Source organism: Lutibacter sp. (assembly GCF_021647475.1).
GTDB lineage: Bacteria > Bacteroidota > Bacteroidia > Flavobacteriales > Flavobacteriaceae > Lutibacter.
On the sequence record NZ_JAKIUR010000017.1, the window covers coordinates 12,748 to 37,590 of the forward strand.

Genomic DNA, 24,843 nt, shown 5'->3' on the forward strand with positions numbered 1-24,843 from the left:
TAATTTCACTTCAAATAGTTCCTTATTAAAAAAGAGCACAAAAATTGTGCTCTTTTGCTTTTAAAACTAACCTCAATAAAACCAATAGTTAAGCAATAATTGTTATTTTTAGTATGCTGATAATCAATATGATGCAATTATAGATAATTAAACCTAACTTGTTAAAATGTTAAAAACTTAGGTGTAAATGTGAATAAGTGCTCTTTTTTTTTGAGTATTTTTTTGCAATATTTGTTGCTCTCGATTTTTCCAAAATAATCGCAATTTATCAACTAAAAAAACCAAAAATAAATGTCATTTATTGAACCTATTTTACAACCAAATAAAAATCGCTTCGTAATTTTTCCAATTCAACACCAAGATATTTGGGAATGGTATAAAAAACAAGAAGCGAGTATTTGGACTGCTGAAGAAATAGATTTACATCAAGATGTTATTGATTGGGAAACAAAATTAAATGATGATGAACGTTACTTTATCAAACATATTTTAGCTTTTTTTGCGGCTTCTGACGGAATTGTAAATGAAAATTTAGCTGAAAATTTTGTAAGTGAAGTACAATATACTGAAGCAAAATTCTTTTACGGATTTCAGTTAATGATGGAAAATATTCATTCTGAAGTCTATTCTTTATTAATTGACACCTACATTAAAAATGAAATTGAAAAAGACGAATTATTTACTGCTATAGACCATTTTCCAGCTATTAAAGAAAAAGCCGATTGGGCTTTAAAATGGATTGAAAGTGATAGTTTTGCAGAACGTTTAATTGCTTTTTCAGCTGTTGAAGGTATCTTTTTTTCAGGAAGTTTTTGTTCTATTTTTTGGATGAAAAAAAGAGGACTTTTACCTGGTTTAACCTTTTCAAATGAATTGATAAACAGAGATGAAGGTTTACACGCAGATTTTGCCGTGCATTTACACCAAAACCATATTGTAAAAAAAGTTCCAAAAGAGCGTATTACAGAAATTTTGATTGATGCACTAGACATAGAACGTGTATTTATTACAGAATCTTTACCAGTTAGTTTAATAGGAATGAACGCTAAATTAATGACCCAATATTTAGAGTTTGTAACGGATAGATTGTTAGTGGAATACGGTTGTGAAAAAGTGTATAACGTTTCAAATCCGTTTGATTTTATGGAAATGATTTCCTTAGAAGGGAAAACAAATTTCTTTGAAAAACGAGTTTCTGAATATCAAAAAGCAGGTGTAAAAAGCGGAGGAACAGGAAGCATTAGTTTTGATGCCGACTTCTAGATAATTAGAAAGTTAAAATTACGAATTATACAATTACCCTAATATATATAAATATTCGAAACTAATTATAGTTTAATTTGAGTTATTTAACGCTGCCATTCCTGCGTACCAGCCTGTCGGCAGACAGAGGTAGGAATGACAAGATTCATAAAAAATTAATAAGAATTTACAATGCGAAATTATTCGTAATTCTAAATTCATAAATCATAAATCAAAATATGTTTGTACAAAAAAGAGACGGAAGAAAAGAACCTGTAATGTTTGATAAAATAACATCTAGAATACGAAAAATGTGTTATGGTTTGAATAAATTGGTAGATCCCGTAAAGGTTGCTATGCGGGTTATTGAAGGTTTGTATGATGGTGTAACTACTTCAGAATTAGATAATTTAGCTGCTGAAATAGCAGCAACTATGACTGTTCAACACCCTGATTACGCAAAACTTGCTGCTCGTATTTCTGTTTCAAACTTACACAGAAATACCAAAAAATCATTCTCAGAAGTAATGACAGATTTATATAAATATGTAAATCCACGTACTGGGAAAAAAGCACCACTATTATCTGATGAAACATATAAAGTTATCATGGATAATGCAGAAAAATTAGATTCTACTATTATCTACAATCGTGATTTTAGTTATGATTATTTTGGTTTTAAAACCTTAGAACGCTCTTACTTATTAAAACTAAATGGAGAAATAGCTGAACGTCCTCAACATATGTTAATGCGTGTTGCTATTGGTATTCATCAAGAAGATATTGATGAAGCAATTGAGACTTATGAGTTAATGTCTAAAAAAATATTTACACATGCTACACCAACATTATTTAATTCAGGAACACCAAAACCTCAAATGTCATCGTGTTTCTTATTGCAAATTCAAGATGATAGTATTGATGGAATTTACGACACGTTAAAACAGACTGCAAAAATATCCCAATCGGCTGGTGGTGTTGGCTTATCAATTCATAATGTTCGTGCAACAGGATCCTATATTAGAGGAACCAATGGTACTTCAAACGGAATAGTTCCGATGTTAAAAGTGTATAATGATACTGCGCGTTATGTAGATCAAGGTGGAGGTAAACGTAAAGGTTCTTTTGCAATTTATATGGAACCTTGGCATGCAGATGTTTTCGATTTTTTAGATTTAAGAAAAAATACTGGAAAAGAAGAAATGCGTGCACGCGATTTGTTTTATGCGATGTGGATTCCAGATTTATTTATGAAACGTGTGGAAGAAAATGGAGATTGGACGTTGATGTGCCCAAATGAATGTCCACATTTATTTGATACCTATGGAGATGAGTTTGAAAAATTATATACAGGGTACGAAAAAGTTGGAAAAGGAAGAAAAACAATTAAAGCACGTGATCTTTGGGAAAAAATATTAGAAGCGCAAATTGAAACTGGAAATCCGTATATGTTGTATAAAGATGCGGCAAACAGAAAATCAAACCAAAAGAATTTAGGCACCATTCGTTCTTCAAATTTATGTACTGAAATTATGGAATATACAGCAAAAGATGAAATTGCTGTTTGTAACTTAGCATCCATATCAATTCCTGTATTTGTTGAAGAAAATAAAGAAGGTGTAAAATTTTTCAACCATAAGAAACTCTTCAAAATAACTAAGAAAGTCACCAAAAATCTAGATACAGTTATTGATCGTAATTATTACCCAGTTAAAGAAGCAGAGAATTCAAATATTAGGCATAGACCAATTGGACTTGGGATTCAAGGTTTGGCAGATGTTTTTATTATGTTGCGATTTCCTTTTACAAGTGATGAAGCTAAAAAATTAAATCAAGAAATTTTCGAAACTATTTACTTTGCGGCTGTCACAGCTTCTATGGAAATGGCAAAAGTGAAAGAGCCCTATTCAAGTTTTAAAGGTTCTCCAATGTCTAAAGGAGAATTTCAGTTTAATATGTGGGGAGTATCAGAAGATGATTTAAGCGGACGATGGAATTGGAGTGCTTTGCGAAAAAAAGTAATGACACATGGAGTACGAAATTCATTATTAGTTGCACCAATGCCAACAGCTTCAACTTCACAAATATTAGGAAATAATGAAGCCTTTGAACCATATACTTCAAATATTTACACGCGTAGAGTTTTAAGTGGAGAATTTATTGTTGTAAATAAACATTTATTAGAAGATTTAGTTGAACTAGATTTATGGGATAACAAAATGAAAGAAGAGATTATGCGTGCAAATGGTTCTATCCAACATATTGATATAATACCACAAGAATTAAAGGAGTTGTATAAAACGGTTTGGGAAATGAGTATGAAAGATATTATTGATATGTCTCGTCAAAGAGGGTATTTTGTAGATCAATCACAATCACTAAACCTATTTATGCAAGACGCAAATTATGCCAAGTTAACCTCTATGCATTTTTATGCATGGAAAAGTGGTTTAAAAACAGGTATGTACTATCTACGTACTAAAAGTGCTGTAAATGCCATTCAGTTTACAGTATCAAAAGAAAAAAAGCAAAAAGAAAAACCGTTAACTCCTGAAGAATTAAAACAGCTTATTTTACAATCAAAAGAAAACCCAGATGATTGTTTAATGTGTGGATCATAATGGTAATTATACAAAAACTAAAAAGCCCTATTTGAAGATTCAAATAGGGCTTTTTAAATGATATTAAATCAATCATTTTATAGGTGTATATTGTTCAATTAAATTTGCAGTAGCTTTAATTAAATCTTCCATTTCTAATAAAATACTAAAATATAAAGTTGTATTTTTTGGACTTGATTCGGTAGTTCTGGTTCGTTCAACTTGTTTTTGAGCCGAAACAGCAACTTCATCTAATAGAACTTGTTTTTCTTGTGTTAAAGAAGGTATTTTATTAAAAGTTCTATTATCAAAAATCACTCTAACTTTTGATAATAAATCACTTAATTTATGATCAATATCTAATAATTCATTAGCTTGATTTTTCTTCAACTTTTTATGATTGTTATGAATATGCTTATGACTAGCTTTTGAAATAAACCCAACAGATTGTGCTATATCCTGTAAGTCGCCAATAATATTTATATAAAAAGTACTAGCACTTACAGAAGAATCATCTAAATTTTTAATAAAATAGAAAATATTATTTTGTAAAGCTTCAATTTCAGCTTCTAATTTAGCTACAGAGGTTTTTGTTTTTTTCAATAATGCTAAATCTTGATTTATAAGTCCTTCAATTGTGTTTGTGTTAATTCTACTTACTCTCTTTAATACCTTAGAAATATTATCAGCACTTTCTTCAATAACACCTTTTAACGATTTACTTTCTGTTTTATTTAAGAAATCTTCATCTTTAGCTAATTTAGATTTTTTTAGGTGAGTGATAGAATTTCGAAGTAGAATAAGAAATGCTACAAAGAGTAAAACGGCAATCATGGTTGGTCCTCCTAAGTTAATTAAATATGCAATAGTTCCAGCAGCTATAAAAGCAGCGATAGCAGTAAAAAACCATCCGCCAATTACATTTAATACACCAGCAACTCTATAAACTGCACTTTCACTTCCCCAGGCTCTATCGGTTAGTGAGCTACCCATAGCAACCATAAACGTAACGTATGTGGTTGAAAGTGGTAATTGGTATGAGGTAGCAATAGAAATTAAAATACTGGCTACTACTAAGTTTACAGCGGCACGTACAGAATCAAATGCAGGTAATTCATGAGTTTTGTTTGAAGCTAATTTAATTACGGGTTTTTCAAATTGTTTATCAATTTTATTTTGAATAAATTTTGGAACAATAGTACTGGTATATCTTCCAGTTAAAATAGCTCCTCTTACTAATACTCTTGATAAAAAGTTTGGTTGAAATTTTTCTGTAGTATCTCCTTGGTGTGCTAAATTAACGGAAGTAGCAACTACAGTTTTGGCTTTTTTAGAGAACCATAATGTACCAACCATAATTAAACCAGCAATTAATAGTAAAATGTTTGGAGTAGCAACTTTAGCACTTAAAATACTCATAGAAAACTCATTAGCAGGTACATGTACAGCGGCGTTAGACCAAGCTTCAAAAGATTGCCAAGCAGCAATAGGTACACCTATAAAGTTCACTAAATCATTTCCTGCAAAAGCTAAAGCTAACCCAAAAGTACCTATTACAATAATTATTTTATAAATATTTATTTTAAAGTATTTTATAAATGAGAAAGATAAAAAAGACCAAAAAATGAAGTTGAAAAATAGTATTATAAAAGCATGATTTTCTAGATAATCTTTTAGGTTTTCACCATTTAAAAAGCTTAATTTCTCATGAGCAAAGTTACTTCCTTTAATTCCTTTAAATAATATGAAATAGATAATAAAACTTAAAGCGATGCCTCCAAATATAGCACCTACCCAAGCTGGTTTTTTTTCATAATTAAAAGATAATAATAGTCTTGATATAAATTGAACAATTGCCCCAACGGTAAAAGCAACTATTACCGAAAGTAAAATACCAAAAATAATTTGTGTAGCCTTTTCGGTATTAATATAATTAACTAAAACAGAATAATCTTCACCTTTTGAGGCTATTTTAATTAATGAAATTGCAACGGCAGCACCCAACAATTCAAATACAATTGAAACTGTTGTTGAGGTTGGCATTCCTAAGGTATTAAAAAAGTCAAGTAGTAAAATATCAGTAATCATTACTGCCATAAAAATAATCATAATATCACTAAACATAAACATGCCTGGATTAAAAATACCTTTTCTGGCAACTTCCATCATTCCGCTTGAAAATAGAGCTCCAAATATAATACCAATACTTGCTACAATAACAATAGCTTTAAAGGAAACTACTTTTGAACCAATAGCAGAATTTAAGAAATTCACCGCGTCATTACTAACCCCAATAATTAAATCGGCAACCGCCAAAACAGCTAAAGCAATAACCATTAATAAATATGTATTATCCATAATTTTAATTTAAAATAATGTGCAAATGTATTAAGTTAAGTTTAAACCAATATTAAGAAATTGTTATGATTTAAAGGTTATTTTATTCAATTATTTTAATGTATTTGCTTATAATTTTAAGTATTAAATAAAAATGTCATTTTTTAAGTATATTTATAAAATTAAAAAACTACTTCTAATATGGAAAAAATATTTTTAATTTTATTGGCTTTTACATTTATACAATGTAATTCTCAAAATGTTGTTCCTAATAAAGAGGAGCAAATAAATGCAGCTTTACAAGCTGCTCCTAAAAATAAAAGAGCAGAGGCTACTGTTTTAGGATACGCTAAAAATGGAGAAGTAATCACCTTAAAAAAAGGCACTAATGAACTTATTTGCCTTGCAAATAACCCAAATAATAAAAGTTATAGTGTAGCTTGTTATCATAAAGATTTAGAGCCTTTTATGGCAAGAGGAAGAGCATTAAAAGCTATTGGGAAAAATAGAACGGAGATATTTAATATTAGAGAACAAGAAGCAAAAAACGGAAAATTAAAAATGCCAAACCACCCAAGTACATTATATATTTTATATGGAGGAAAAGCACATTATGATAAGCAATTAAAAAAAATTGTAGATGCAAATTATAGATATGTAGTGTACATACCTTGGGCAACATCTAAAAGTACAGGATTGCCAACACAGCCACAAGTTGAAGGAGGACCTTGGATTATGGATCCAGGAACGCATAAAGCACATATAATGGTTTCTCCACCACCTAAATATTAATAAAAAGCCTACTGAATAGACTTTTTTATTTAGTTTTTTTGTGCATTATTATTTCAGCATCTAAATAGAAGATTATTTTTTCGGAAATATTTTTAATAAGATCACCTACTCTTTCTAATTTATGAATTACTGAAAATAACACAAGTGAGTCCGCAATTAGTTTAGGATTTTTAGTAACTTCATTTGTAATTATAGAGTAAGAATTAGTATTTATTTCATCTACTATTTTATCTTTTTTAAATACTTTTCGTGCTGTTTTAGATTTTTTATCAATAAATCCTTCAGAAATATGTTGCATCATTTCCATGACTACTGAAAACATTTTTTCAACTTGTAAAAGCTCCATTAATTTGGAATCTACAGGATTTTCTCTAAGGGTTATATTTCTTGCAAGGGCATAGGCATGATCTCCAATTCGTTCTAAATCTGAATTAATTTTCCGAATAGCCATAATAAATCGTAAATCACGTGCTACAGGTTTGTATAAAGCTAAATACTGTTCACAATCTTCCTCTATTTTAATATCTAAAGCATTGATTCTATTTTCTTTACGCATTACTTCTTCAGCTAAATCCGTGTCAAAATCTGAGAATGCTTGATAAGCATTTATTAGCTGATTTTCACAAAGAGACAGCATTTTTAACCCTGATTTATTTAAGGCATCTTTATATTGTATCGATTTTTCCATAAGTGTGTATTATATTTTATCCGAATTTACCTGAGATATAATTTTCAGTTCGTTTTTTTTCTGGTTTTGTAAATAAAATTTCTGTTTTATTGTATTCCACTAAATTCCCCATATAGAAAAAAGCAGTATAGTCACTAATTCTACTTGCTTGTTGCATATTATGAGTAACAATAATAATAGTGTATTTTTCTTTTAATTTGAATATTAAATCCTCAATGGAAGCCGTTGAAATTGGATCCAATGCAGAAGTTGGTTCATCCATTAGAATAACTGAAGGCTCAACTGCCAATGTTCTGGCAATGCATAATCGTTGTTGTTGACCTCCAGATAATGCTAAAGCAGATTTTTTTAAGTCGTCTTTTACCTCATCCCAAAGTGCTACTTGTTTTAATGAATTTTCTACCCGTTCCAAAATTAATTTTTTATCTTTTATCCCTTGAATTCGTAAGCCATAAGCTACATTTTCAAAGATGGATTTTGGAAATGGATTTGGTTTTTGAAAAACCATTCCTACTTTTTTTCTTAATTCGTCAATATTTATTTTTTTACCATAAATATTTTTACCATCAATTTTAACTTTTCCATCAAAATGAAAACTTTCTATATAATCATTCATCCTATTAAATAAGCGTAAAAATGTTGATTTACCACAACCTGATGGTCCAATAAATGCAGTTATAGTGTTTGGCTTAATTTTTATAGTAACTTCTTTAATTGCATGAAAAGAACCATACCAAACATCCATTTCTTTTACGCTAATTTTAGAAGCATTATCTTCATCTACAACTTGTTGAATTTTTTCCAATTTTTTATTTTCTATAATTGTTGTCATTTTATTTTCCTAATTTATTTTGCCATCTGTTTCTAAAGTAAACAGCAATCCCGTTCATAGCAAATGTTAAAATTAATAATATGATGATGGCTGCTGAAGCAGCTATTGCAAACCCAGCTTGTGGGCGTGTAGTCCAAGTAAAAATTTGCATTGGTAATACTGAAAAACTGTCAAATAGAGAATGAGGAATAAAAGGTACATACGCCATAGCTCCAACAACAATTAAAGGTGCGGTTTCACCAATTGCTCGTGACATAGCTAAAATAATTCCTGTTAAAATACCTCCAAAAGATGATGGTAAAATAACTTTTTGAATGGTTTGCCATTTTGAAGCTCCTAATGCAAAAGAAGCTTCTTTTAAAGAACTTGGTACGGCTTTAATTGCTTCTCGAGTTGCCACAATAATAATTGGCAAAATCAATAATGATAATGTTAGTGCTCCTGATAAAATACTTTCGCCAAGATTAAAAAACCTTACAAAAATCCCTAGACCTAATAATCCATAAATTATTGAAGGTACACCCGCTAAATTTGCAATATTAATTTCTAAAAGTAAGGATAATTTTGTTTTTTTTGTATATTCTTCTAAATAAATGCCCGCTCCAACTCCAATAGGAATTGCAATTATAATAGTTAAAACCATTAAATCTAGCGTTCCAATAATTGCGGTATAAATTCCTGCCTTTTCTGGTTTTCTAGAAGGAAGACTTGTAAGAAATTCCCAATTAATTCTCGTATAGCCAGCATGTACTATTTTGTACAATAAAATTGCTAAAATTGCAATTCCAAAATAGGTAAATAATAATCCAATCGTTTTAAAAGAAGTATCTATTAATTTATTTTTTTGTGAGTTATTCATACTTTTCTTGGTATTTTTTTTTGATGTAAAAACTAAAACTATTTAATAAAAAAGTAAATACGAATAAGGTTAATCCTGCAGCAAATATGGTTTTATATTCAATAGATCCTTGAGGAGCATCTCCCATACTAACTTGTACGATATACGAAGTAATTGTTTGTATTGGAACCATTGGATTAAAAGTAAAAGTTGCTTGTTGACCTGCTGCAATGGCAACAATCATAGTTTCACCAATGGCTCGTGAAATTGCTAAAATTACCGAAACAGTTATCCCCGAGGATGCAGCAGGAACCATGACTCTAAAAGAAGTTTGAAATTTAGTAGAACCCATCCCAAAAGCTGCTTCTTTTAATGATTTTGGAACAGCAGATAAAGCATCTTCACTTAAAGAAGAAACAAAAGGAATAATCATAATTCCCATTACAATACCAGCCGATAGAGAATTAAATGTTTCTAAACCAGGGTATATTTTTTGTAAAAATGGAGTAACAACAGAAAGTGCAAAAAACCCATAAACAACTGTTGGAATGGCTGCTAAAATTTCTAAAAAAGGTTTTAAGGTTTTTCTAAAAGTTTTAGAAGCATACATATTTAAATAAATAGCGATAGTTAATCCAATAGGTAAAGCAATTGAAATAGCTATAGTTGAGGTTAAAACCGTACCAGAAACCAATGCTAAAATGCCAAAGTGTTGATTGCTGTATAAAGGGGTCCATTTTGTATCAGTAAAAAAATCAATTATGGAAACCGATTTAAAAAAAGTAATACTTTCAAATAAAAGTACGGCAATAATACCAACGGTGGTTAGTATAGTTATAGAAGCAAAAAATTGTAATACAATTTCTATTATTTTCTCTTTTAATTTCATTTGAGTAACTAAAAAGACCTATAAAAAGGAGCTCTCCTTTTTATAGGTTATTTTTATAAGATTTATTTTTATTTAGTGTTTAACAATCGCATTTTTAAATGCTATTTTTTGAGCTTCATATCCACTGGCTGGCATTGGCACATAACCAACTTCTTTTGATAAAGATGGAGCATTATTTAAATAAAATTCTATAAATTTTTGAACTTCAATACGCTGTGCAGATTTTTTACTAACAAATATGTACAATGATCTAGATAAAGGAGCATAACTATTGTTTGCAACCGTTTCTAAACTTGGAGCAACCAACCCGTTGCCATTATCAATGCTTAATGCATTTAATTTATCTTTATTTTCTTCATAATATGATAAACCAAAATAGCCTAAAGCATTTTTATCTTTTTCAATACCTTGTACAGCAACATTATAATCAGATACAGCATTATAATCTGAACGACTAGCACCAGATTTCCCCATAATTTCTTCTGTAAAAAAATCGTAAGTTCCGTGAGAAGTATTTGGTCCATATAAGTGAATTTCTTCATTTGGCCAACCTTCACGTATTTCACTCCATTTGTTGATTTTACTATTTGGTTCCCATAACTTTTTAAGTTCAGCAGTAGTAATATCTTTTGCCCAAGTATTGTTTTTATTTACAACAACTGTTATCCCGTCTAAAGCAATTGTTAATCTAACATAATCAATGTTATTTTGTTTGCATAACTCTTTTTCAGAACTTTTAATATCTCTTGAAGCATCATTTATATCAGTTGTTCCAATAGCAAATTTTTTGAAACCACCACCTGTACCACTTTCGCCTACGGTAACTTTAACTTTAGGTTGAACTTTTAAAAATTCTTCAGCAACTGCTTCAGAAACAGGAAATACAGTTCCTGAACCATCTATTTTTATCTTTCCAGAAATAACTTCTTCATTATTAGAAGTTTTGTTCTTAGTTTTTTTGTCTCCACATGCGGTTGCTACTATAGCAAGCATAATTAATAGTGTTATTTTTTTCATTTTTTGTTTATTAGTTTTTATTTTACAAATAAACACGTCTAATATTAGCAAAACGTTAAGTTATAATAAAGAAAGTGTTACTAATTTTGAGTGTTTAGATTTAAATAATGCGAATAAAAAAAGGAGAGCTCATTTTTTATAAGTTCTCCTCTTTTATTTTTATAGTTTTATGTAACCCGTTGTGCGTTATGAGAAAATTTCGTCAATTCGAGTGAATTTTAGCCTTTTTAGGCTTAAAATTAGTATCGAGAATAGGTTTTTTATTTAAAAACAGCCGTTCTCGATACAATTTTTGATAAAAAATTACCTGCCTTTCCGTCAGGCAGGCTCGAACGGACGTAACAGTAAGTTTAAAAAGTTATAATGCACAACGGGTTTTTATGTATTTTAAAAATCTATTTGAAATCTGATTTGAAAGATATTTGCATTTCCTGTATCTTTTATATTTGCCCAAACATTATTAAACATTACTCTTGTTGAAGGATTTAAATACCAGTTTAAACCCAAAGTTACGTCAGATTGTTCTCCTCCTAATATATTATTACTGTTTAAATCAGAATTTGAAAATCGTAAGGCAACTTCCCAAGCACCAGAACCATTTTTTTCTCCACCATAATTTTTTATTGGGTGAACACGACCAAGACCTGCATAGGAACTTTTATATTTTTTATGTTCACCAGTTAAAAAATAGCTTATTTGTCCATAATAACTTGAAAAGTTGTAATTGTTGGTTAATGGAGTATTTTGTGTATTAACTTTTGCAGTTAAATATTCACCTTGAAAAGAAAAGGATCCAGCTATAAAAATCGTTTCAAAATTTAAAAGGTTTATACTTTTAACATCGCTAATAGTTCCAGTTGAAATATATTTTACACTACTTAAATGAGCTTCAGGTTTTGAAGATATTCTAAATTTATTTGTATCAGGATTTCGGTGGCTATAGCCAACACCTAAATGTAATAATTGATTTTTTTCTTTATTCTGAAAAGCTAAAGTTGTTGCTCTTGTGGTAAAGGCATAACCGTTATTAGCTGCTAAATCTGATGAATTATTAGATTGATTTCTAAAATAACCTACCTGTAAAGAAAGTTTATTATCTAAAAAATTGTTAAAAGCAATAATACCGTTATCACGTTCCTGCATAAAATCAATAGGTAAAGCACGTTCCATAAAAGTAATATATTTACTACTAGTTAAAGCATCAAAGCGAAAAGGTTCTTTTACATGACCGACTCTAATATTACCAAAAACAGGAATTTTTTTAATACCCATATAGGCATCTTTTAATGTAGCTTTTCCACCTACAAAATCAATTTGTAATTTAAAATTTACATTTTTATAAATGGTTCCTGAAGTAAAAAAACGTGCACGTCTAAATTCAGTACCGTTTTTAGTTTCTAATTTCCCTAATGCTGTATTTAAATCGTTATTTTGAGAAAAAAATGCGTGATCAACCATAATTCTACCACCGAATTTAAGCTTAAAATTTTTATCGGCACTTTCAAGTTTAAAACCATTATCCCATTTAAATAAAAATGGATTTTTATTTTTTTCTTGTTCTTGGGCAAAAGTTATAACACTTGCTAAAAGTAACATAATCAGAATGTAATTTTTAAATTTTTTCATTTTTATATGTATAAAATTATTAGTGCAAATAAACAGTGTAAATGTAAATAATATGTTAAGACTAGGTTATTTTAAGTATAATTTATCTTCAAAATAATGTATCTTGCTCATCTTAAAATATAGCTTTATGAACTGGGAACAATTACTTTCCTTAAAACGATTTGGAGATACAGAAAAAAGAAATAGAAAAGACCAAGATGAAACTCGTTTAGGTTTTGAAGTAGATTATGATAGAATTATATTTTCTGACTCATTTAGAAGTTTACAAGATAAAACACAGGTTGTACCACTTTCTAAAACCGATTTTGTGCATACTCGATTAACCCACAGTTTAGAGGTAAGTGTTGTTGCACGTTCTTTGGGTAGAATTGTTGGAGAACAATTATTAAAAAAATATCCTAATTTGGTTGAAAAAGGATATAAAATGAATGATTTTGGAGCTATTGTTGCCAGTGCAGCTTTAGCCCATGATATTGGGAATCCGCCTTTTGGGCATAGTGGAGAAAAAGCTATTGGAGAATATTTTAAATTTGGAAACGGACAAAAATTTAAAAGTCAACTAACCAATAAACAATGGCAAGATTTAATAGATTTTGAAGGAAATGCTAACGGATTTAAAATTTTAACCGAAAATAGAGATGGCGTTTTAGGCGGATTGCGTTTGTCGTATGCTACCTTAGGAGCATTTATGAAGTATCCTAAAGAATCATTACCAAAAAAACCTACTAATGATATTGCAGATAAAAAATTTGGAATATTTCAATCTGAAATTCCTTTTTTTAATGATTTAGTTAAAGAGTTGGGATTAATTAAATCAGGGAAAAATGGTAATATTGCTTTTAAGCGTCATCCTTTAGCGTTTTTAGTTGAAGCTGCGGATGATATTTGTTACACTATTATCGATTTTGAAGATGGAATTAATTTAGGTTTAATAGATGAAGATTTTGCACTGGAATATTTAATTAAGTTAGTAAAAGACACTATTAATACCGAAAAATATTATCACCTTACTAATACAAAAGACCGATTAAGTTATTTAAGAGCATTGGCTATTGGAACTTTAATAAACGAAGCTTTAAATATTTTTTTAGAAAATGAAACAGATATTTTAAAAGGTAATTATCCGTACGCTTTATTGGATAAATGTAAATACGAAGCTCAAATAAATGATATAATTAAAATTAGTGTTGAAAAAATATATAAAAGTAGGCAGGTTGTTGAAAAAGAAATAGTTGGGTTTAGTGTTATTTCAAATTTATTAGATGTTTTTTTAACTGCAATTAATAATAAATTTTACGATAAAGAGTCTAATTATGATAAATTAATTTTATCTTTATTGCCAGATTTTTCGAATAAAAACCATAATCAATTGTATAACAGGGTTTTAACGACTTGTAATATTGTAGCAAGTTTATCAGATGGTTTTGCTTTACAGTTATATCATAAAATAAAAGGATAACATATAAATATTAACATAATCATGAAAAAAAAATTACTATACCTATTTTTAGGTTTATTTATAATTTCAGTAGGATTTGAAATTAGTACAACGTCATTATTTAAATCTAAGTTAAAAACAACATTATCAGAGAATGTTAGTTTAGCGAAGAAGTATAAACAATACTTATTAAATAGTCCATTTAAAAAAACACTACAATTAACAAAAGAACAACGCTTAGCGATTGGAATTCCTCCTAATAAATATTATGAGAGAGAATGGGAGTTAACAATGAATCCTGCAACAGGAAGACCAGAACCTAATAAGATTTTAGAACTACAAAAAAAATTGCATAATAAATCCTATGCAAATAGAGTTCCTGGTGATGGAGCAGCTGGAAATGATTGGATTGAAAGAGGTCCAAATAATGTTGGAGGCAGAACTAGAGTCGTTTTGTTTGACCCAAATGATGCAACAAATAAAAAAGTTTATGCAGGTGGAGTTAGCGGTGGTTTATGGGTAAATCAAGATATTACTAATGTAGCTTCAACTTGGACTTTAGTTTCAGGAGTACCAAGTAATATGAATATTTCCTGTATAACCGTAGATCCAAGAGATTCTAATACTTGGTATATTGGTACAGGTGAACAATATACTTTTGGTGCAGCTGTAGGCAACGGGGTTTATAAAACTACCGATGGTGGAGCAAATTGGACAAATATACCTGTACAATTGGTAGGAGGAGCTTCTTTTGACCTCAACGGTTCAAATAGTTTTTTATCAGGGCTTTATTATATTAACGGCATTCAAGCCTGGGATAATGGAACTTCAACAGAAATATTTATTGGTGTTGGAGCTCATCTTTATGGAGATTCTTCAAGTCCTTCAGATTGGCTAGGTCTACAAAACTCAGGTTTATATAGAAGTACAGATAATGGAGTAAATTGGAATAGAATTGAATCTACAAACATGCAGTTTACATTTAGTAGTAAAACCTACTATTTTATTCCTAATGATTTTGAAATAGGTTCTGATAATAAACTATGGATGGGAATGGTTGCTACTCCTGGTATCGGAGGAAGCGGTATTAGTGGTGGCGGTAGAGTCTTTAGTTCAACTGATGGTGCTACTTGGACAGAAGCTGCAGCATCACCTTTAGCTAATTCAAACAGAGTTGAATTAGCGGTTTCTTCAAATGTTTCTAATCCTGGTAAAATATATGCGTTAACACAAGGAACTACAACCGATGGGCCTCATATTTATAGTACTACAGATGGTTTTGCAACGGTAACAGAATTATCAAAGCCAAGTGATGCGGATACAGGTATCCCTGCGAATGATTTTACTCGAGGACAAGATTTTTACGATTTAGTAATTGAAGTTGACCCAAATAACGACCAAACAATTTATGTGGGTGGAATTGATTTATTTAGAAGCACTAGTGGAACCACTACAAATGTTGCAAGCAAATGGAAGCAAATTTCTAAATGGAATAGTTCTATAACTGGTACATTTTCTGTTGTTCATGCAGATCAACATGCGTTTACGTTTAGACCAGGAGCTAGTAATGAGGTAGCTATTGGTTGTGATGGAGGAGTTTATTATGCATCAAGTTTATCTTCTGCACCAACATCAAATGTGTTTACTGAAATGAACACAAACTATAATGTAACTCAATTTTATTATGGAGGCTACGGACAAAGTACTTCTAATGAGTTAATTGTTGCAGGAGCTCAAGATAACGGATCACAATTTATTAATGGGGCATCTCCAGGGATAAATTCTAGTATATTGGTAAATGGGGGTGATGGAGCGTACAGTACTATTGATAAAGATGGTAATTATATGATAGTTTCTTATGTGTATAGTAATCATACTTATTTAAGTTTACCTTATTCTGGGACAAGTTCAAGCTATGATATTGATACAAATGGTAATGAAGGCGATTTTATTTCACAAGCCGCATTAGATCATAATTTAAATATCATGTATTCTAACGGATCTACAACAGCAACAAAACAAATTAACCGTTATGCATTAGGAAGTACTAGTGCAATAAAAACACAGTTAAGTGATGCTTTGTTAAATGGCTCACCTACCGCATTTAAGGTTTCGCCATTTACTACTGCCTCAACTACATTATTAGTTGGAACAGATAATGGAAAACTTTTAAAACTAACCAATGCAAACGCTACACCTGCTTGGGAAAATATTTCAGGAAGTTCATTTATTGGAAGTATTTCAGCTATTGAATATGGAGTTTCAGAAGATGAAATTATAGTTACTTTTCATAATTATGGAGTAACTAGTGTTTGGTTTACTTCAAATGGAGGAACTACTTGGAAAAATAAAGAAGGAGATTTACCAGATATGCCAGTGAAATGTGTTTTACAAAATCCGTTAGCACCAAACGAAGTTATTTTAGGAACAGAGTTAGGTATTTGGTCTACCAAAAATTTTAATGAAGATACTCCAAACTGGGTAAGTTCTAATAACGGAATGAGAGATGTTAAAGTTTTGGATTTAGACTTGCGAACTGCAGATAATAGTATTTTAGCAACAACTCATGGTAGAGGAACTTTTACAGGGCAGTTTACAAATGCAACAGATCCTACTTTTACAATTGTTCCAACTAATAGTATAGTTGAAAATTGTAAACCAGCAGATGCGGTATATACTTTTAATTTTACAACTTTAGGAGGTTATGCTTCTTCAACATTATTCTCAGTTTCAGGTTTACCAACAGGTGCAACTTCATCTTTTAGTGCAAATAATATAAGTACAACTAGTTCAATTACGCTAACTATAAGTAATTTAGGAAGTGTTACAGCAGGAAATTACACATTAACACTTACAGGTACTGGTGGAGGAAAAACAATATCAAAAGATATTGTTTTAAAAGTAAATGAAGCTACAGTTGCTAATACAGTTCCTTCTTTACCAGTAAATAATTCAACAAATATACCTATAAGTGGAGTTGTTTTTAGTTGGAATACATCATTAGGAGCTACATCGTATGATATAGATATAGCTACAGATCCAGCATTTAACACTATTGTTGAGTCTGGTACTAGTGCTACTAATTCATACTCTAATAAAACGAATTTTACTGAAGCAACAGTATATTACTGGAGAGTTAGAGGAACAAATTTTTGTATTACAGGAAGCTATTCTTCTACACAAAATTTTCATACAGTACCATTAAATGATTGTACCTCAGCTTCTAAAAATATAGCAGTAGCCATTCCTGATGGAGTTGGAGCAAATAGTCCTGGAGCAGCAGCAAAATCTATTATAAATTTAACTAATAATATTACCATTAGTGATGTTAATGTTACTATTGATATAAGTCATACTTACATTCAGGATTTAGTAATCTCATTAATTGCACCAGACAATACTGAAGTTGTGTTATTTAATAGAGAATGTGCGGGCGAAGACGATATTTCTGTAACATTTGATGATGCTGGTTCTACCATTACTTGTGGTACACAGCCCGTAGTTGGTATTATAAAACCATCAAGTCCATTGTCTACATTTAATGGTAAAAATTCTAATGGGAGTTGGACTTTAAAAGTGGTAGATTATTATAATGGAGATTTTGGGAGCATTAATAGTTGGTCTTTGGAAACATGTAAAGCTCAAGCTATAACCGATTCTTCATTAATAAATAATTTGATGCATGTGGGGGTAAATACTACTTATACAATTCTTCAAACCGATGTTGAAGCAAGTAGTGTAGGTTCAACAGCTACTGATCAACAATTTATGATTACTGAATTACCTCAACATGGTGATGTTTTTAAATCAGCTCCTCATGGATCTCCAGTTAAGCAAGTTTTAGGATCTACTTTTACTCAAAACGACATTAATAATGGTAAAATATCTTATACAAATACGAGTAGTGTTTCAGTTACTGACTTTTTTGAAGTAGATATCACTAATGCAACAAGTGGATTTTTGCCTGCAAAACAAATTAAATTTAGTGTAGAAACTAATTTGGCTGTAGATGATGAATTTTTTAATAAAACAGGAATTTCAGTATTCCCAACAGTCTCGGATGGAAACTTTAATGTGAAATCTCAATCTTATATTGGAAAAACAACAATAGAGTTGTATAATATAAGTGGACAAAGAGTTTATAAAACTAATTTAGATTTTAATTCATTAGGTTTAAAACAGGTAAATGCAAATCATTTATCTTCAGGAGTTTATATTTTAAGAATAAGTTCTAATAATATGCAGGGAAGTAAAAAAATTATCATAAAATAATAAGTTTTTTAAAGAGATAAAAAAGAGGGATTTTCCCTCTTTTTTGTTTTTTAAAAAGGTAGTTAAAGCCTGTTATTAATAGTTATAAAATAGCATATAAAAAAGAAAAGTAATTCTAAATTTTATTTTGTTTAAACAATAAATAGACCGATTTATTTTAAAGAGTTTAAATAATTTAAAATATCGTTTTCGGATAAATTAATAGACTCAAATAATTTAGAAGTTTTGCCATGTTCTATAAATTTATCAGGTATTCCCAATATTTTTATGGTAGTATTATGGTAATTATTTAAAGCAGAAAATTCTAATATTGCACTTCCAAACCCGCCAGTTATTACGCCATCTTCTATAGTAATAACGGTTTTGAAAGTTTTAAAAATAATATGTAATAAAGTTTCGTCTAAAGGCTTTACAAATCGCATATTATAGTGAGCAATTTTATTTTTAGGGAGCTTATTTTGAATTTTAATTATTTTATTGCCAATACTTCCAATGCTTAAAATAGCAATGTCAGTTCCTTCGGTGATACACTCTCCCTTAAAAAAAGGTATTTTAGTAAATGGTTTTTTCCAATCTATTGATGTAGCTCTCCCACGTGGGTAGCGAATAGCAATAGGGAAATCCAGCCCTAATTGAACAGTGTATAACATATTCCGTAATTCAAACTCATTTAAAGGAGCAAAAATCACCAAATTTGGGATACATCGTAAATAAGCAATATCAAAAACGCCATGGTGTGTAGCTCCATCTTCACCAACTAAACCAGCTCTATCAATACAAAAAATTACGGGCAGATTTTGTAAAGCCACATCGTGAATTACCTGATCGTAAGCACGTTGTAAAAAAGTAGAATAGATGGTACAAAAAGGTATTAGTCCTTGTGTCGCCATTCCGGCAGCTAAAGTTACTGCGTGTTGTTCTGCAATTCCTACATCAAAAGCTCTGTCAGGAATTTCGTATAACATTAACTTTAAGGAACTACCGGTTGGCATTGCAGGTGTTATTCCAACTATTTTAGGATTTTTTTTTGCCAATTCTAAAATAGTTTCGCCAAAAACATCTTGATATTTTGGTGATTGAGGTACTTTTTTTTGGATAATTAATTCTCCTGTATTTTTATTAAATTTCCCGGGAGCATGGTATTTTACCTGATTTTCTTCTGCTTTTTGTAAACCTTTACCTTTAGTTGTTATAATGTGCAAAAATTTTGGACCTTTTATAGTTTTTAGCCGTTCTAGTTCTGTTACTAAACTATCTAAATTATGCCCGTCAATTGGACCAGAATAATTAAAATTTAAAGCTTCAATAATATTATTTTTCCTAACTTTTTTTCCAGCTTTTATAGTAGTAAAATAGTTTTTTAAAGCACCAACACTTGGGTCAATTCCCATGCTATTATCATTTAAAATAATTAAAATATTAGCATCGGTTACACCTGCATGATTTAAACCTTCAAAAGCTATCCCGCTTGCTATTGAAGCATCGCCAATAACTGCAACATGTTGTTTTTTAAAATCACCCTTTATTTTTGAAGCAATTGCCATTCCTAAAGCTGCTGAAATGGAAGTTGAGGAATGCCCTGTTCCAAATGCATCATAAATACTTTCATCACGTTTTGGAAAACCTGAAATTCCACCAAATTGTCTATTAGTATCAAAGATTTTGCTTCTACCAGTTAAAATTTTATGTCCGTAAGCTTGATGGCCAACATCCCAAATTAATAAATCATTTGGCGTGTTAAATACATAATGCAAAGCAATGGTTAATTCTACCACACCTAAACTGGCTCCTAAATGCCCTTCTTTGGTTGCCACAATATCAATAATAAATTTCCGTAATTCTTGAGCAACTTTAGGTAATTGATTTTTAGATAACTTTCTTAAATCAGCTGGATTATTAATATGAGACAATAAATTTATTTCCACAGAGGCAAAACTACAATATTTTAGTGTTGGATGTTGTAAAAAATTTTACTTTTGAAAAATGATAGTACCTTATAATGATGAATATTTTATGAAACGAGCTTTGCAAGAAGCAAACTTGGCACTTAGTAAAAATGAAGTTCCTATTGGAGCTATTATTGTTATGAATAACCAAATAATTGCTAGAGCTCATAATTTAGTGGAAACCCTAAATGATGTAACGGCCCATGCAGAAATGCAAGCTTTTACTGCGGCATCTGATTATTTGGGCGGAAAATATTTAACAAAATGCACGTTATATGTAACCTTAGAACCTTGCCAAATGTGTGCAGGTGCAAGTTATTGGGCACAACTTGGTAAAATTGTGTACGGAGCTAAGGATAAAGCACGTGGATTTAGGTCATCTAATATAAAATTACATCCAAAAACAAAAGTAGTTGGAGGAGTTTTAGAAGAAGAATGTAGTTTATTGCTAAAACAGTTTTTTATTGAAAAGCGAAATTTGAATTAAAACTTTTTCCCTTCTTCTTTTTCATGAAATTTTTCAAGTTCCTCCCTAAAGTTTTTGAATTGAAAGTTTTTCATATCTTTATCTTTATATCGGTGATAAATAAATAAAGGCATTAAAATAAAGGCAGTTAATACCACTCCAATTCCAATGATTAATTCCGAATTATCTCCTCCATAATTTTTAAGATAAAATCCATATCCTAAAATACTTAGGATAATTATAAAAAGAATGATTAATAGTTTTTTCATCTCATAAATTTCTAAAATTTTACTATGCAGTAACCTGAATTAATTTTCTACGATAGGCAGTCATTAATCTTGACCTAGAAATATAACCATAATACTTACCATTTTTAATAACAGGCAAATTCCAGGCACTGGTGGTTTTAAATTTTTCCATAATTATTTCCATAGAATCAGTATCAAAATCAATTATTTCTGGTTCTCCATGAGCTAAATCTTCTACTTTTACTTTATCATAAAGTGCTGTATTGAACATAATACTTCTAATGTCATCTAATCTAATCACTCCTAAAAATTCACCATCTTCACTTACAACAGGAAAATGGTTGCGTTTAGAATTTATAATAGCATTATGTACAATTTCACCTAAATACATACTTGGATTTACAGGTATAAAATCAGTTTCTATAACTTTATTTATATCCAACATCATCAATACATTTTTGTCTTTGTTATGCGTAATTAACTGACCCTTTTTAGCCAATTCCGCGGCATAAATATTATAAGGTGTATAAATACGAGAAATTAAAAAAGAAATTGAAGCAACAATCATTAAAGGTACAAAAAGTTCATAACCTCCTGTAATTTCAGCGATTAAAAAAATGGCAGTTAAAGGAGCTTGTAAAACACCAGACATTAAGCCAGCCATACCAACCATTGCGAAATTTGTGAGTGATAATTGGTGGCTAACTAAATTAGTTTGGTTAATAATCATAGCAAAAACAAAGCCTGAAATACTTCCGGTAAACAGTGTTGGTGCAAAAACACCTCCAATTCCTCCTGCACTAAAAGTGAGTGACATTGCAATAACTTTTAATAACATTAATCCAACAAGAAGTGCTATTATGGTCCAAATATTACTTAATTGAACATTTAAAATGTTATTTACAAGAATATTTCCAACATTTCCCTTTAAAATGTTATTAACAGTTTCATAACCTTCCCCAAATAATGGGGGAATAAAATAAACGATAATTCCTAAGGATAAACCTCCTATTAATAATTTTTGATAAGGACTTTTAAATCGTTTAAAAAAATCTCCGATTTTAAAATAAGCTTTGCTAAAATATATAGATAAACCCGCGGTGCAAACTCCTAATAAAATATAAAAAATAACATCGTTTAGTTGAAATTTATCTTGTAATTGAAAGTGAAGCAAAACATCATCACCTAAAAAGAAATAGGAGGTTAAAATTGCAGTAATAGAAGCTAATAATAGAGGAATCATAGAAGCTAGAGTCAATTCTAAGCTAAAAATCTCTACAGCAAAAACAATTCCAGCAATAGGAGCTTTAAATATTGAAGACATTGCTCCTGCAGCAGCAGCACCAACTAATAAAGTTCGTGTAGTTTGGTTTAGATGAAACATTCTGGCAAAGTTTGAACCCAAAGCAGCACCTGTTGCAACTGTAGGGCCTTCTAATCCAACAGAACCACCAAAACCAACAGTTAAAGGAGCGGTTAAAATTGAGCCCCACATTTGGTGGCTTGGCATAATTCCTTTTAATTTAGAAATAGCATAGAGTGTTGATGGAATACCATGTCCTATTTTTTTCTTGACAATGTATTTAATTATTAAAACTACCATTAATAAACCTATGGTAGGAAAAATAAAATAAAAAGCCTGATGGATATCTTTTATAAATTTTCCCTCTAATAAATTTTGTATAAAGTGTGTTGCATTTTTTATTAATACAGCACCTAATCCAGCCATAAAACCAATTATTGCACTAGCTAAGGTTATAAACTGCTTGTTAGAAATATGTGCATATCTCCATTTTAAAAATTTTATAAAAAACGATTTTGATTGTACTCTTTTCATTATATAATTAATCTAACACCACCTAATTCTTCTACTTTATATGGAAATTTATCACTTGGAGAACCTATAAACATAAAGTTTATTGGAATATTCCATTTTTTTGAAAGTTCTTTAATTAATTTAGGATTAAATTTCCCAGGAACACTTAAAAACTCAATATCTATTTCAGGATATTCTCTATCTAAAAACTCAATTTCTTGAGGCAAATTTTCAGGCATTTCTTGTCCTTTATCTAAAACAATAACAATTTTAAGTTTTTTAGTATGCTCATTTTTTAAAATGTATAACATTACTTTATTTAAAGTAGAAAGTTTATCTCCTTTTGTGAAAAACACAAACTCTTGGTCATTAATTTTATCAATAGTTTGAAGAATTTTTTTATCGATTTTTAATACAAAATTTCGAACAGGGTCAAAAATAGTATGCATTGCATTCAATAAAAAGTTCAATAAAACAGTTCTATTTAGCATAATTATGATAAACAAAATAGTTGGGATAAAATAATCTAGAAAAATTATTAAATTACTTGGTAAACCATCTTTTGGTTTCATTACTAAATTACCAATTAAAGCAATGCCTACAGCTAATATAGCAATAAGTACAGAGAACCAAGAAGCCTTTTCAGGACGAGGCAATTTATTCCGTTTAACTTTTAATAAAATATTACCAATTCCAAATAAAATCATTACCGATAAAAAAGAAATAGTATAAACGCCTGCTAATAATTTTACATTTCCATTGGTTATTAATAATACTGAAATTGATAAAAAGAAAAACATTAAAATAATGCGATATGAGCTTCCTTTTTTGTTCTTTTTTAAGAAAAATTGAGGCATAATTCTATCTAAAGTCATACGTTCTAATAATCCAGAAACGCCAACGAAACTAGTTAAAACTGCACCACTTAGTACTAAAAAAGCATCAATTGAAATTAAAACAGCTACCCATTTTCCACCAACGTGAGATGCCATTTCTATTAATAATGTATTTTGGTAAGCGTCACTTTGCAAAACAGAGACAGAAAAAATAGTCAATGCAAAAATTGCCATTAATGGGTTAATTATACTAACCACAGCCCACATATTACGTAAGGTTTTAGGAAAAACACCTTTTTCTTGTTCTTCTACAAAATTTGCAGAACTTTCAAACCCAGAAACACCTAACATAGATGCGGCAAATCCTAAAAATATAGCATTAGTAATACCACCTTCTGAAGTAGGTAAATGCCAGTTCTGAAAAAATGTTTCAATACCATTATAGGAAAAATAATAAATAATAAATCCACTTAAAATTATTAATGAAAATAAATGGAATAAAAATATTCCAATGGCCACTTTAGCAGATTCTGTTATTCCTCCAATAGTTAAAACAGCAAAAATACCCAATAAAACAGTTGTTCCAATAATTATAGGTAATGAAGGAATTAAGTGATGTAAATAATGAATTGCTTCATTTGCTGATATTACGGCAGTTGCCATATAAGACAACAACGTTAAAGCAGCGGCAAAAGAAGCCATGCTTTTACTAGTTGTATTTAATAATGCATTATAAGCACCTCCATTTAAAGGTAATGCACCAACCACTTCCCCATATATTTTTCTAAATAAAAATAATACGAAAGAAACTATTAAAAGTGTTATCCAAGCATATTGACCCGCAAAGGCAATTGCTAATGCAGAAACATATAAAACGGAAGAGCTTATATCATTCCCACAAATGGCGGTAGCAGCTAACTCATTTAGTTTTTTATGGACTTTAACTTTCATAGCTTTTTT

Annotated in this window: 17 protein-coding genes; 6 read left to right on the top strand and 11 right to left on the bottom strand. The window is 30.0% G+C overall.

Going from position 1 to position 24,843, the window contains the following annotated elements:
* Positions 1–291 precede the first annotated feature (291 nt).
* Together L3J60_RS05855 and L3J60_RS05860 are read left to right on the top strand one after the other, a co-directional pair.
* Positions 292–1,263, top strand: a complete 972-nt coding sequence (locus L3J60_RS05855; protein WP_291974560.1) for a ribonucleotide-diphosphate reductase subunit beta — start codon at positions 292–294, stop codon at positions 1,261–1,263.
* A gap of 218 nt (positions 1,264–1,481) precedes the next feature.
* Positions 1,482–3,863, top strand: coding sequence for a ribonucleoside-diphosphate reductase subunit alpha (locus L3J60_RS05860; RefSeq protein ID WP_291974561.1), 2,382 nt, complete (start codon positions 1,482–1,484; stop codon positions 3,861–3,863).
* 72 nt (positions 3,864–3,935) lie between these two features.
* On the opposite strand, the gene L3J60_RS05865 is transcribed toward L3J60_RS05860, so the two are convergent.
* Positions 3,936–6,200, bottom strand: coding sequence for an inorganic phosphate transporter (locus L3J60_RS05865; RefSeq protein ID WP_291974562.1), 2,265 nt, complete (start codon positions 6,198–6,200; stop codon positions 3,936–3,938).
* A gap of 180 nt (positions 6,201–6,380) precedes the next feature.
* Between L3J60_RS05865 and L3J60_RS05870 the strand changes: the two genes are divergently transcribed.
* Positions 6,381–6,971 (top strand): hypothetical protein, encoded by a 591-nt coding sequence (locus tag L3J60_RS05870; protein ID WP_291974563.1) that lies wholly within the window; start codon positions 6,381–6,383, stop codon positions 6,969–6,971.
* A 25-nt stretch (positions 6,972–6,996) separates the two neighbouring features.
* On the opposite strand, the gene phoU is transcribed toward L3J60_RS05870, so the two are convergent.
* The 6 genes from phoU to L3J60_RS05900 form a co-directional block, all read right to left on the bottom strand.
* The gene (phoU, locus tag L3J60_RS05875; protein WP_291974564.1) at positions 6,997–7,659 is read right to left on the bottom strand and encodes a phosphate signaling complex protein PhoU; all 663 of its coding nucleotides are present in this window, start codon (positions 7,657–7,659) and stop codon (positions 6,997–6,999) included.
* Positions 7,660–7,675: 16 nt separating this feature from the next.
* Positions 7,676–8,491: a phosphate ABC transporter ATP-binding protein PstB gene (gene pstB, locus L3J60_RS05880; protein WP_291974565.1), complete on the bottom strand. Its 816-nt coding sequence runs from the start codon at positions 8,489–8,491 to the stop codon at positions 7,676–7,678.
* Position 8,492: 1 nt separating this feature from the next.
* The gene (pstA, locus tag L3J60_RS05885; RefSeq protein WP_291974566.1) at positions 8,493–9,350 is read right to left on the bottom strand and encodes a phosphate ABC transporter permease PstA; all 858 of its coding nucleotides are present in this window, start codon (positions 9,348–9,350) and stop codon (positions 8,493–8,495) included.
* Positions 9,343–10,218, bottom strand: coding sequence for a phosphate ABC transporter permease subunit PstC (pstC, locus tag L3J60_RS05890; protein WP_291974567.1), 876 nt, complete (start codon positions 10,216–10,218; stop codon positions 9,343–9,345). Before pstC ends, pstA begins: the two co-directional genes overlap by 8 nt.
* Before the next feature lie 72 nt (positions 10,219–10,290).
* Positions 10,291–11,235: a PstS family phosphate ABC transporter substrate-binding protein gene (locus L3J60_RS05895; RefSeq protein ID WP_291974568.1), complete on the bottom strand. Its 945-nt coding sequence runs from the start codon at positions 11,233–11,235 to the stop codon at positions 10,291–10,293.
* A 387-nt stretch (positions 11,236–11,622) separates the two neighbouring features.
* Positions 11,623–12,861 carry a porin gene (locus L3J60_RS05900; RefSeq protein ID WP_291974569.1) on the bottom strand — a complete coding sequence of 413 codons (1,239 nt, stop codon included), beginning with the start codon at positions 12,859–12,861 and terminating at the stop codon, positions 11,623–11,625.
* A gap of 127 nt (positions 12,862–12,988) precedes the next feature.
* Between L3J60_RS05900 and L3J60_RS05905 the strand changes: the two genes are divergently transcribed.
* Both L3J60_RS05905 and L3J60_RS05910 read left to right on the top strand, forming a co-directional pair.
* Complete coding sequence (locus L3J60_RS05905; RefSeq protein ID WP_291974570.1) at positions 12,989–14,320, top strand: deoxyguanosinetriphosphate triphosphohydrolase; 1,332 nt, start codon at positions 12,989–12,991, stop codon at positions 14,318–14,320.
* 21 nt (positions 14,321–14,341) lie between these two features.
* Entirely contained in the window at positions 14,342–18,571 is a 4,230-nt protein-coding gene (locus L3J60_RS05910) for a proprotein convertase P-domain-containing protein (protein ID WP_291974571.1), read from the top strand.
* Between the two features lie 152 nt (positions 18,572–18,723).
* Here L3J60_RS05910 and L3J60_RS05915 read toward each other — a convergent pair whose 3' ends face one another.
* The gene (locus L3J60_RS05915) at positions 18,724–20,496 is read right to left on the bottom strand and encodes a 1-deoxy-D-xylulose-5-phosphate synthase (RefSeq protein ID WP_291974572.1); all 1,773 of its coding nucleotides are present in this window, start codon (positions 20,494–20,496) and stop codon (positions 18,724–18,726) included.
* A 58-nt stretch (positions 20,497–20,554) separates the two neighbouring features.
* Between L3J60_RS05915 and L3J60_RS05920 the strand changes: the two genes are divergently transcribed.
* Positions 20,555–21,004 carry a nucleoside deaminase gene (locus L3J60_RS05920; protein ID WP_291974573.1) on the top strand — a complete coding sequence of 150 codons (450 nt, stop codon included), beginning with the start codon at positions 20,555–20,557 and terminating at the stop codon, positions 21,002–21,004.
* Here the strand turns inward: L3J60_RS05920 and L3J60_RS05925 are convergent.
* The 3 genes from L3J60_RS05925 to L3J60_RS05935 are packed head-to-tail and all read right to left on the bottom strand — an operon-like array spanning position 21,001 to position 24,834.
* Positions 21,001–21,252, bottom strand: coding sequence for a hypothetical protein (locus L3J60_RS05925; protein ID WP_291974574.1), 252 nt, complete (start codon positions 21,250–21,252; stop codon positions 21,001–21,003). The two genes, L3J60_RS05920 and L3J60_RS05925, sit on opposite strands and share 4 nt — an antisense overlap.
* Before the next feature lie 22 nt (positions 21,253–21,274).
* Complete coding sequence (locus tag L3J60_RS05930) at positions 21,275–23,068, bottom strand: chloride channel protein (protein ID WP_291974575.1); 1,794 nt, start codon at positions 23,066–23,068, stop codon at positions 21,275–21,277.
* Positions 23,068–24,834 (bottom strand): APC family permease, encoded by a 1,767-nt coding sequence (locus L3J60_RS05935; protein WP_291974576.1) that lies wholly within the window; start codon positions 24,832–24,834, stop codon positions 23,068–23,070. The genes L3J60_RS05930 and L3J60_RS05935 overlap by 1 nt, the downstream gene beginning before the upstream one ends.
* Between the last annotated feature and the right edge of the window lie 9 nt (positions 24,835–24,843).

Coding starts and splice junctions, on each gene's coding strand:
- L3J60_RS05855 (WP_291974560.1), top strand. CDS start 292: ATGTCATTTATTGAACCTATTTTACAACCAAATAAAAATCGCTTCGTA.
- L3J60_RS05860 (WP_291974561.1), top strand. CDS start 1,482: ATGTTTGTACAAAAAAGAGACGGAAGAAAAGAACCTGTAATGTTTGAT.
- L3J60_RS05865 (WP_291974562.1), bottom strand. CDS start 6,200: ATGGATAATACATATTTATTAATGGTTATTGCTTTAGCTGTTTTGGCG.
- L3J60_RS05870 (WP_291974563.1), top strand. CDS start 6,381: ATGGAAAAAATATTTTTAATTTTATTGGCTTTTACATTTATACAATGT.
- phoU (WP_291974564.1), bottom strand. CDS start 7,659: ATGGAAAAATCGATACAATATAAAGATGCCTTAAATAAATCAGGGTTA.
- pstB (WP_291974565.1), bottom strand. CDS start 8,491: ATGACAACAATTATAGAAAATAAAAAATTGGAAAAAATTCAACAAGTT.
- pstA (WP_291974566.1), bottom strand. CDS start 9,350: ATGAATAACTCACAAAAAAATAAATTAATAGATACTTCTTTTAAAACG.
- pstC (WP_291974567.1), bottom strand. CDS start 10,218: ATGAAATTAAAAGAGAAAATAATAGAAATTGTATTACAATTTTTTGCT.
- L3J60_RS05895 (WP_291974568.1), bottom strand. CDS start 11,235: ATGAAAAAAATAACACTATTAATTATGCTTGCTATAGTAGCAACCGCA.
- L3J60_RS05900 (WP_291974569.1), bottom strand. CDS start 12,861: ATGAAAAAATTTAAAAATTACATTCTGATTATGTTACTTTTAGCAAGT.
- L3J60_RS05905 (WP_291974570.1), top strand. CDS start 12,989: ATGAACTGGGAACAATTACTTTCCTTAAAACGATTTGGAGATACAGAA.
- L3J60_RS05910 (WP_291974571.1), top strand. CDS start 14,342: ATGAAAAAAAAATTACTATACCTATTTTTAGGTTTATTTATAATTTCA.
- L3J60_RS05920 (WP_291974573.1), top strand. CDS start 20,555: ATGATAGTACCTTATAATGATGAATATTTTATGAAACGAGCTTTGCAA.
- L3J60_RS05925 (WP_291974574.1), bottom strand. CDS start 21,252: ATGAAAAAACTATTAATCATTCTTTTTATAATTATCCTAAGTATTTTA.
- L3J60_RS05930 (WP_291974575.1), bottom strand. CDS start 23,068: ATGAAAAGAGTACAATCAAAATCGTTTTTTATAAAATTTTTAAAATGG.
- L3J60_RS05935 (WP_291974576.1), bottom strand. CDS start 24,834: ATGAAAGTTAAAGTCCATAAAAAACTAAATGAGTTAGCTGCTACCGCC.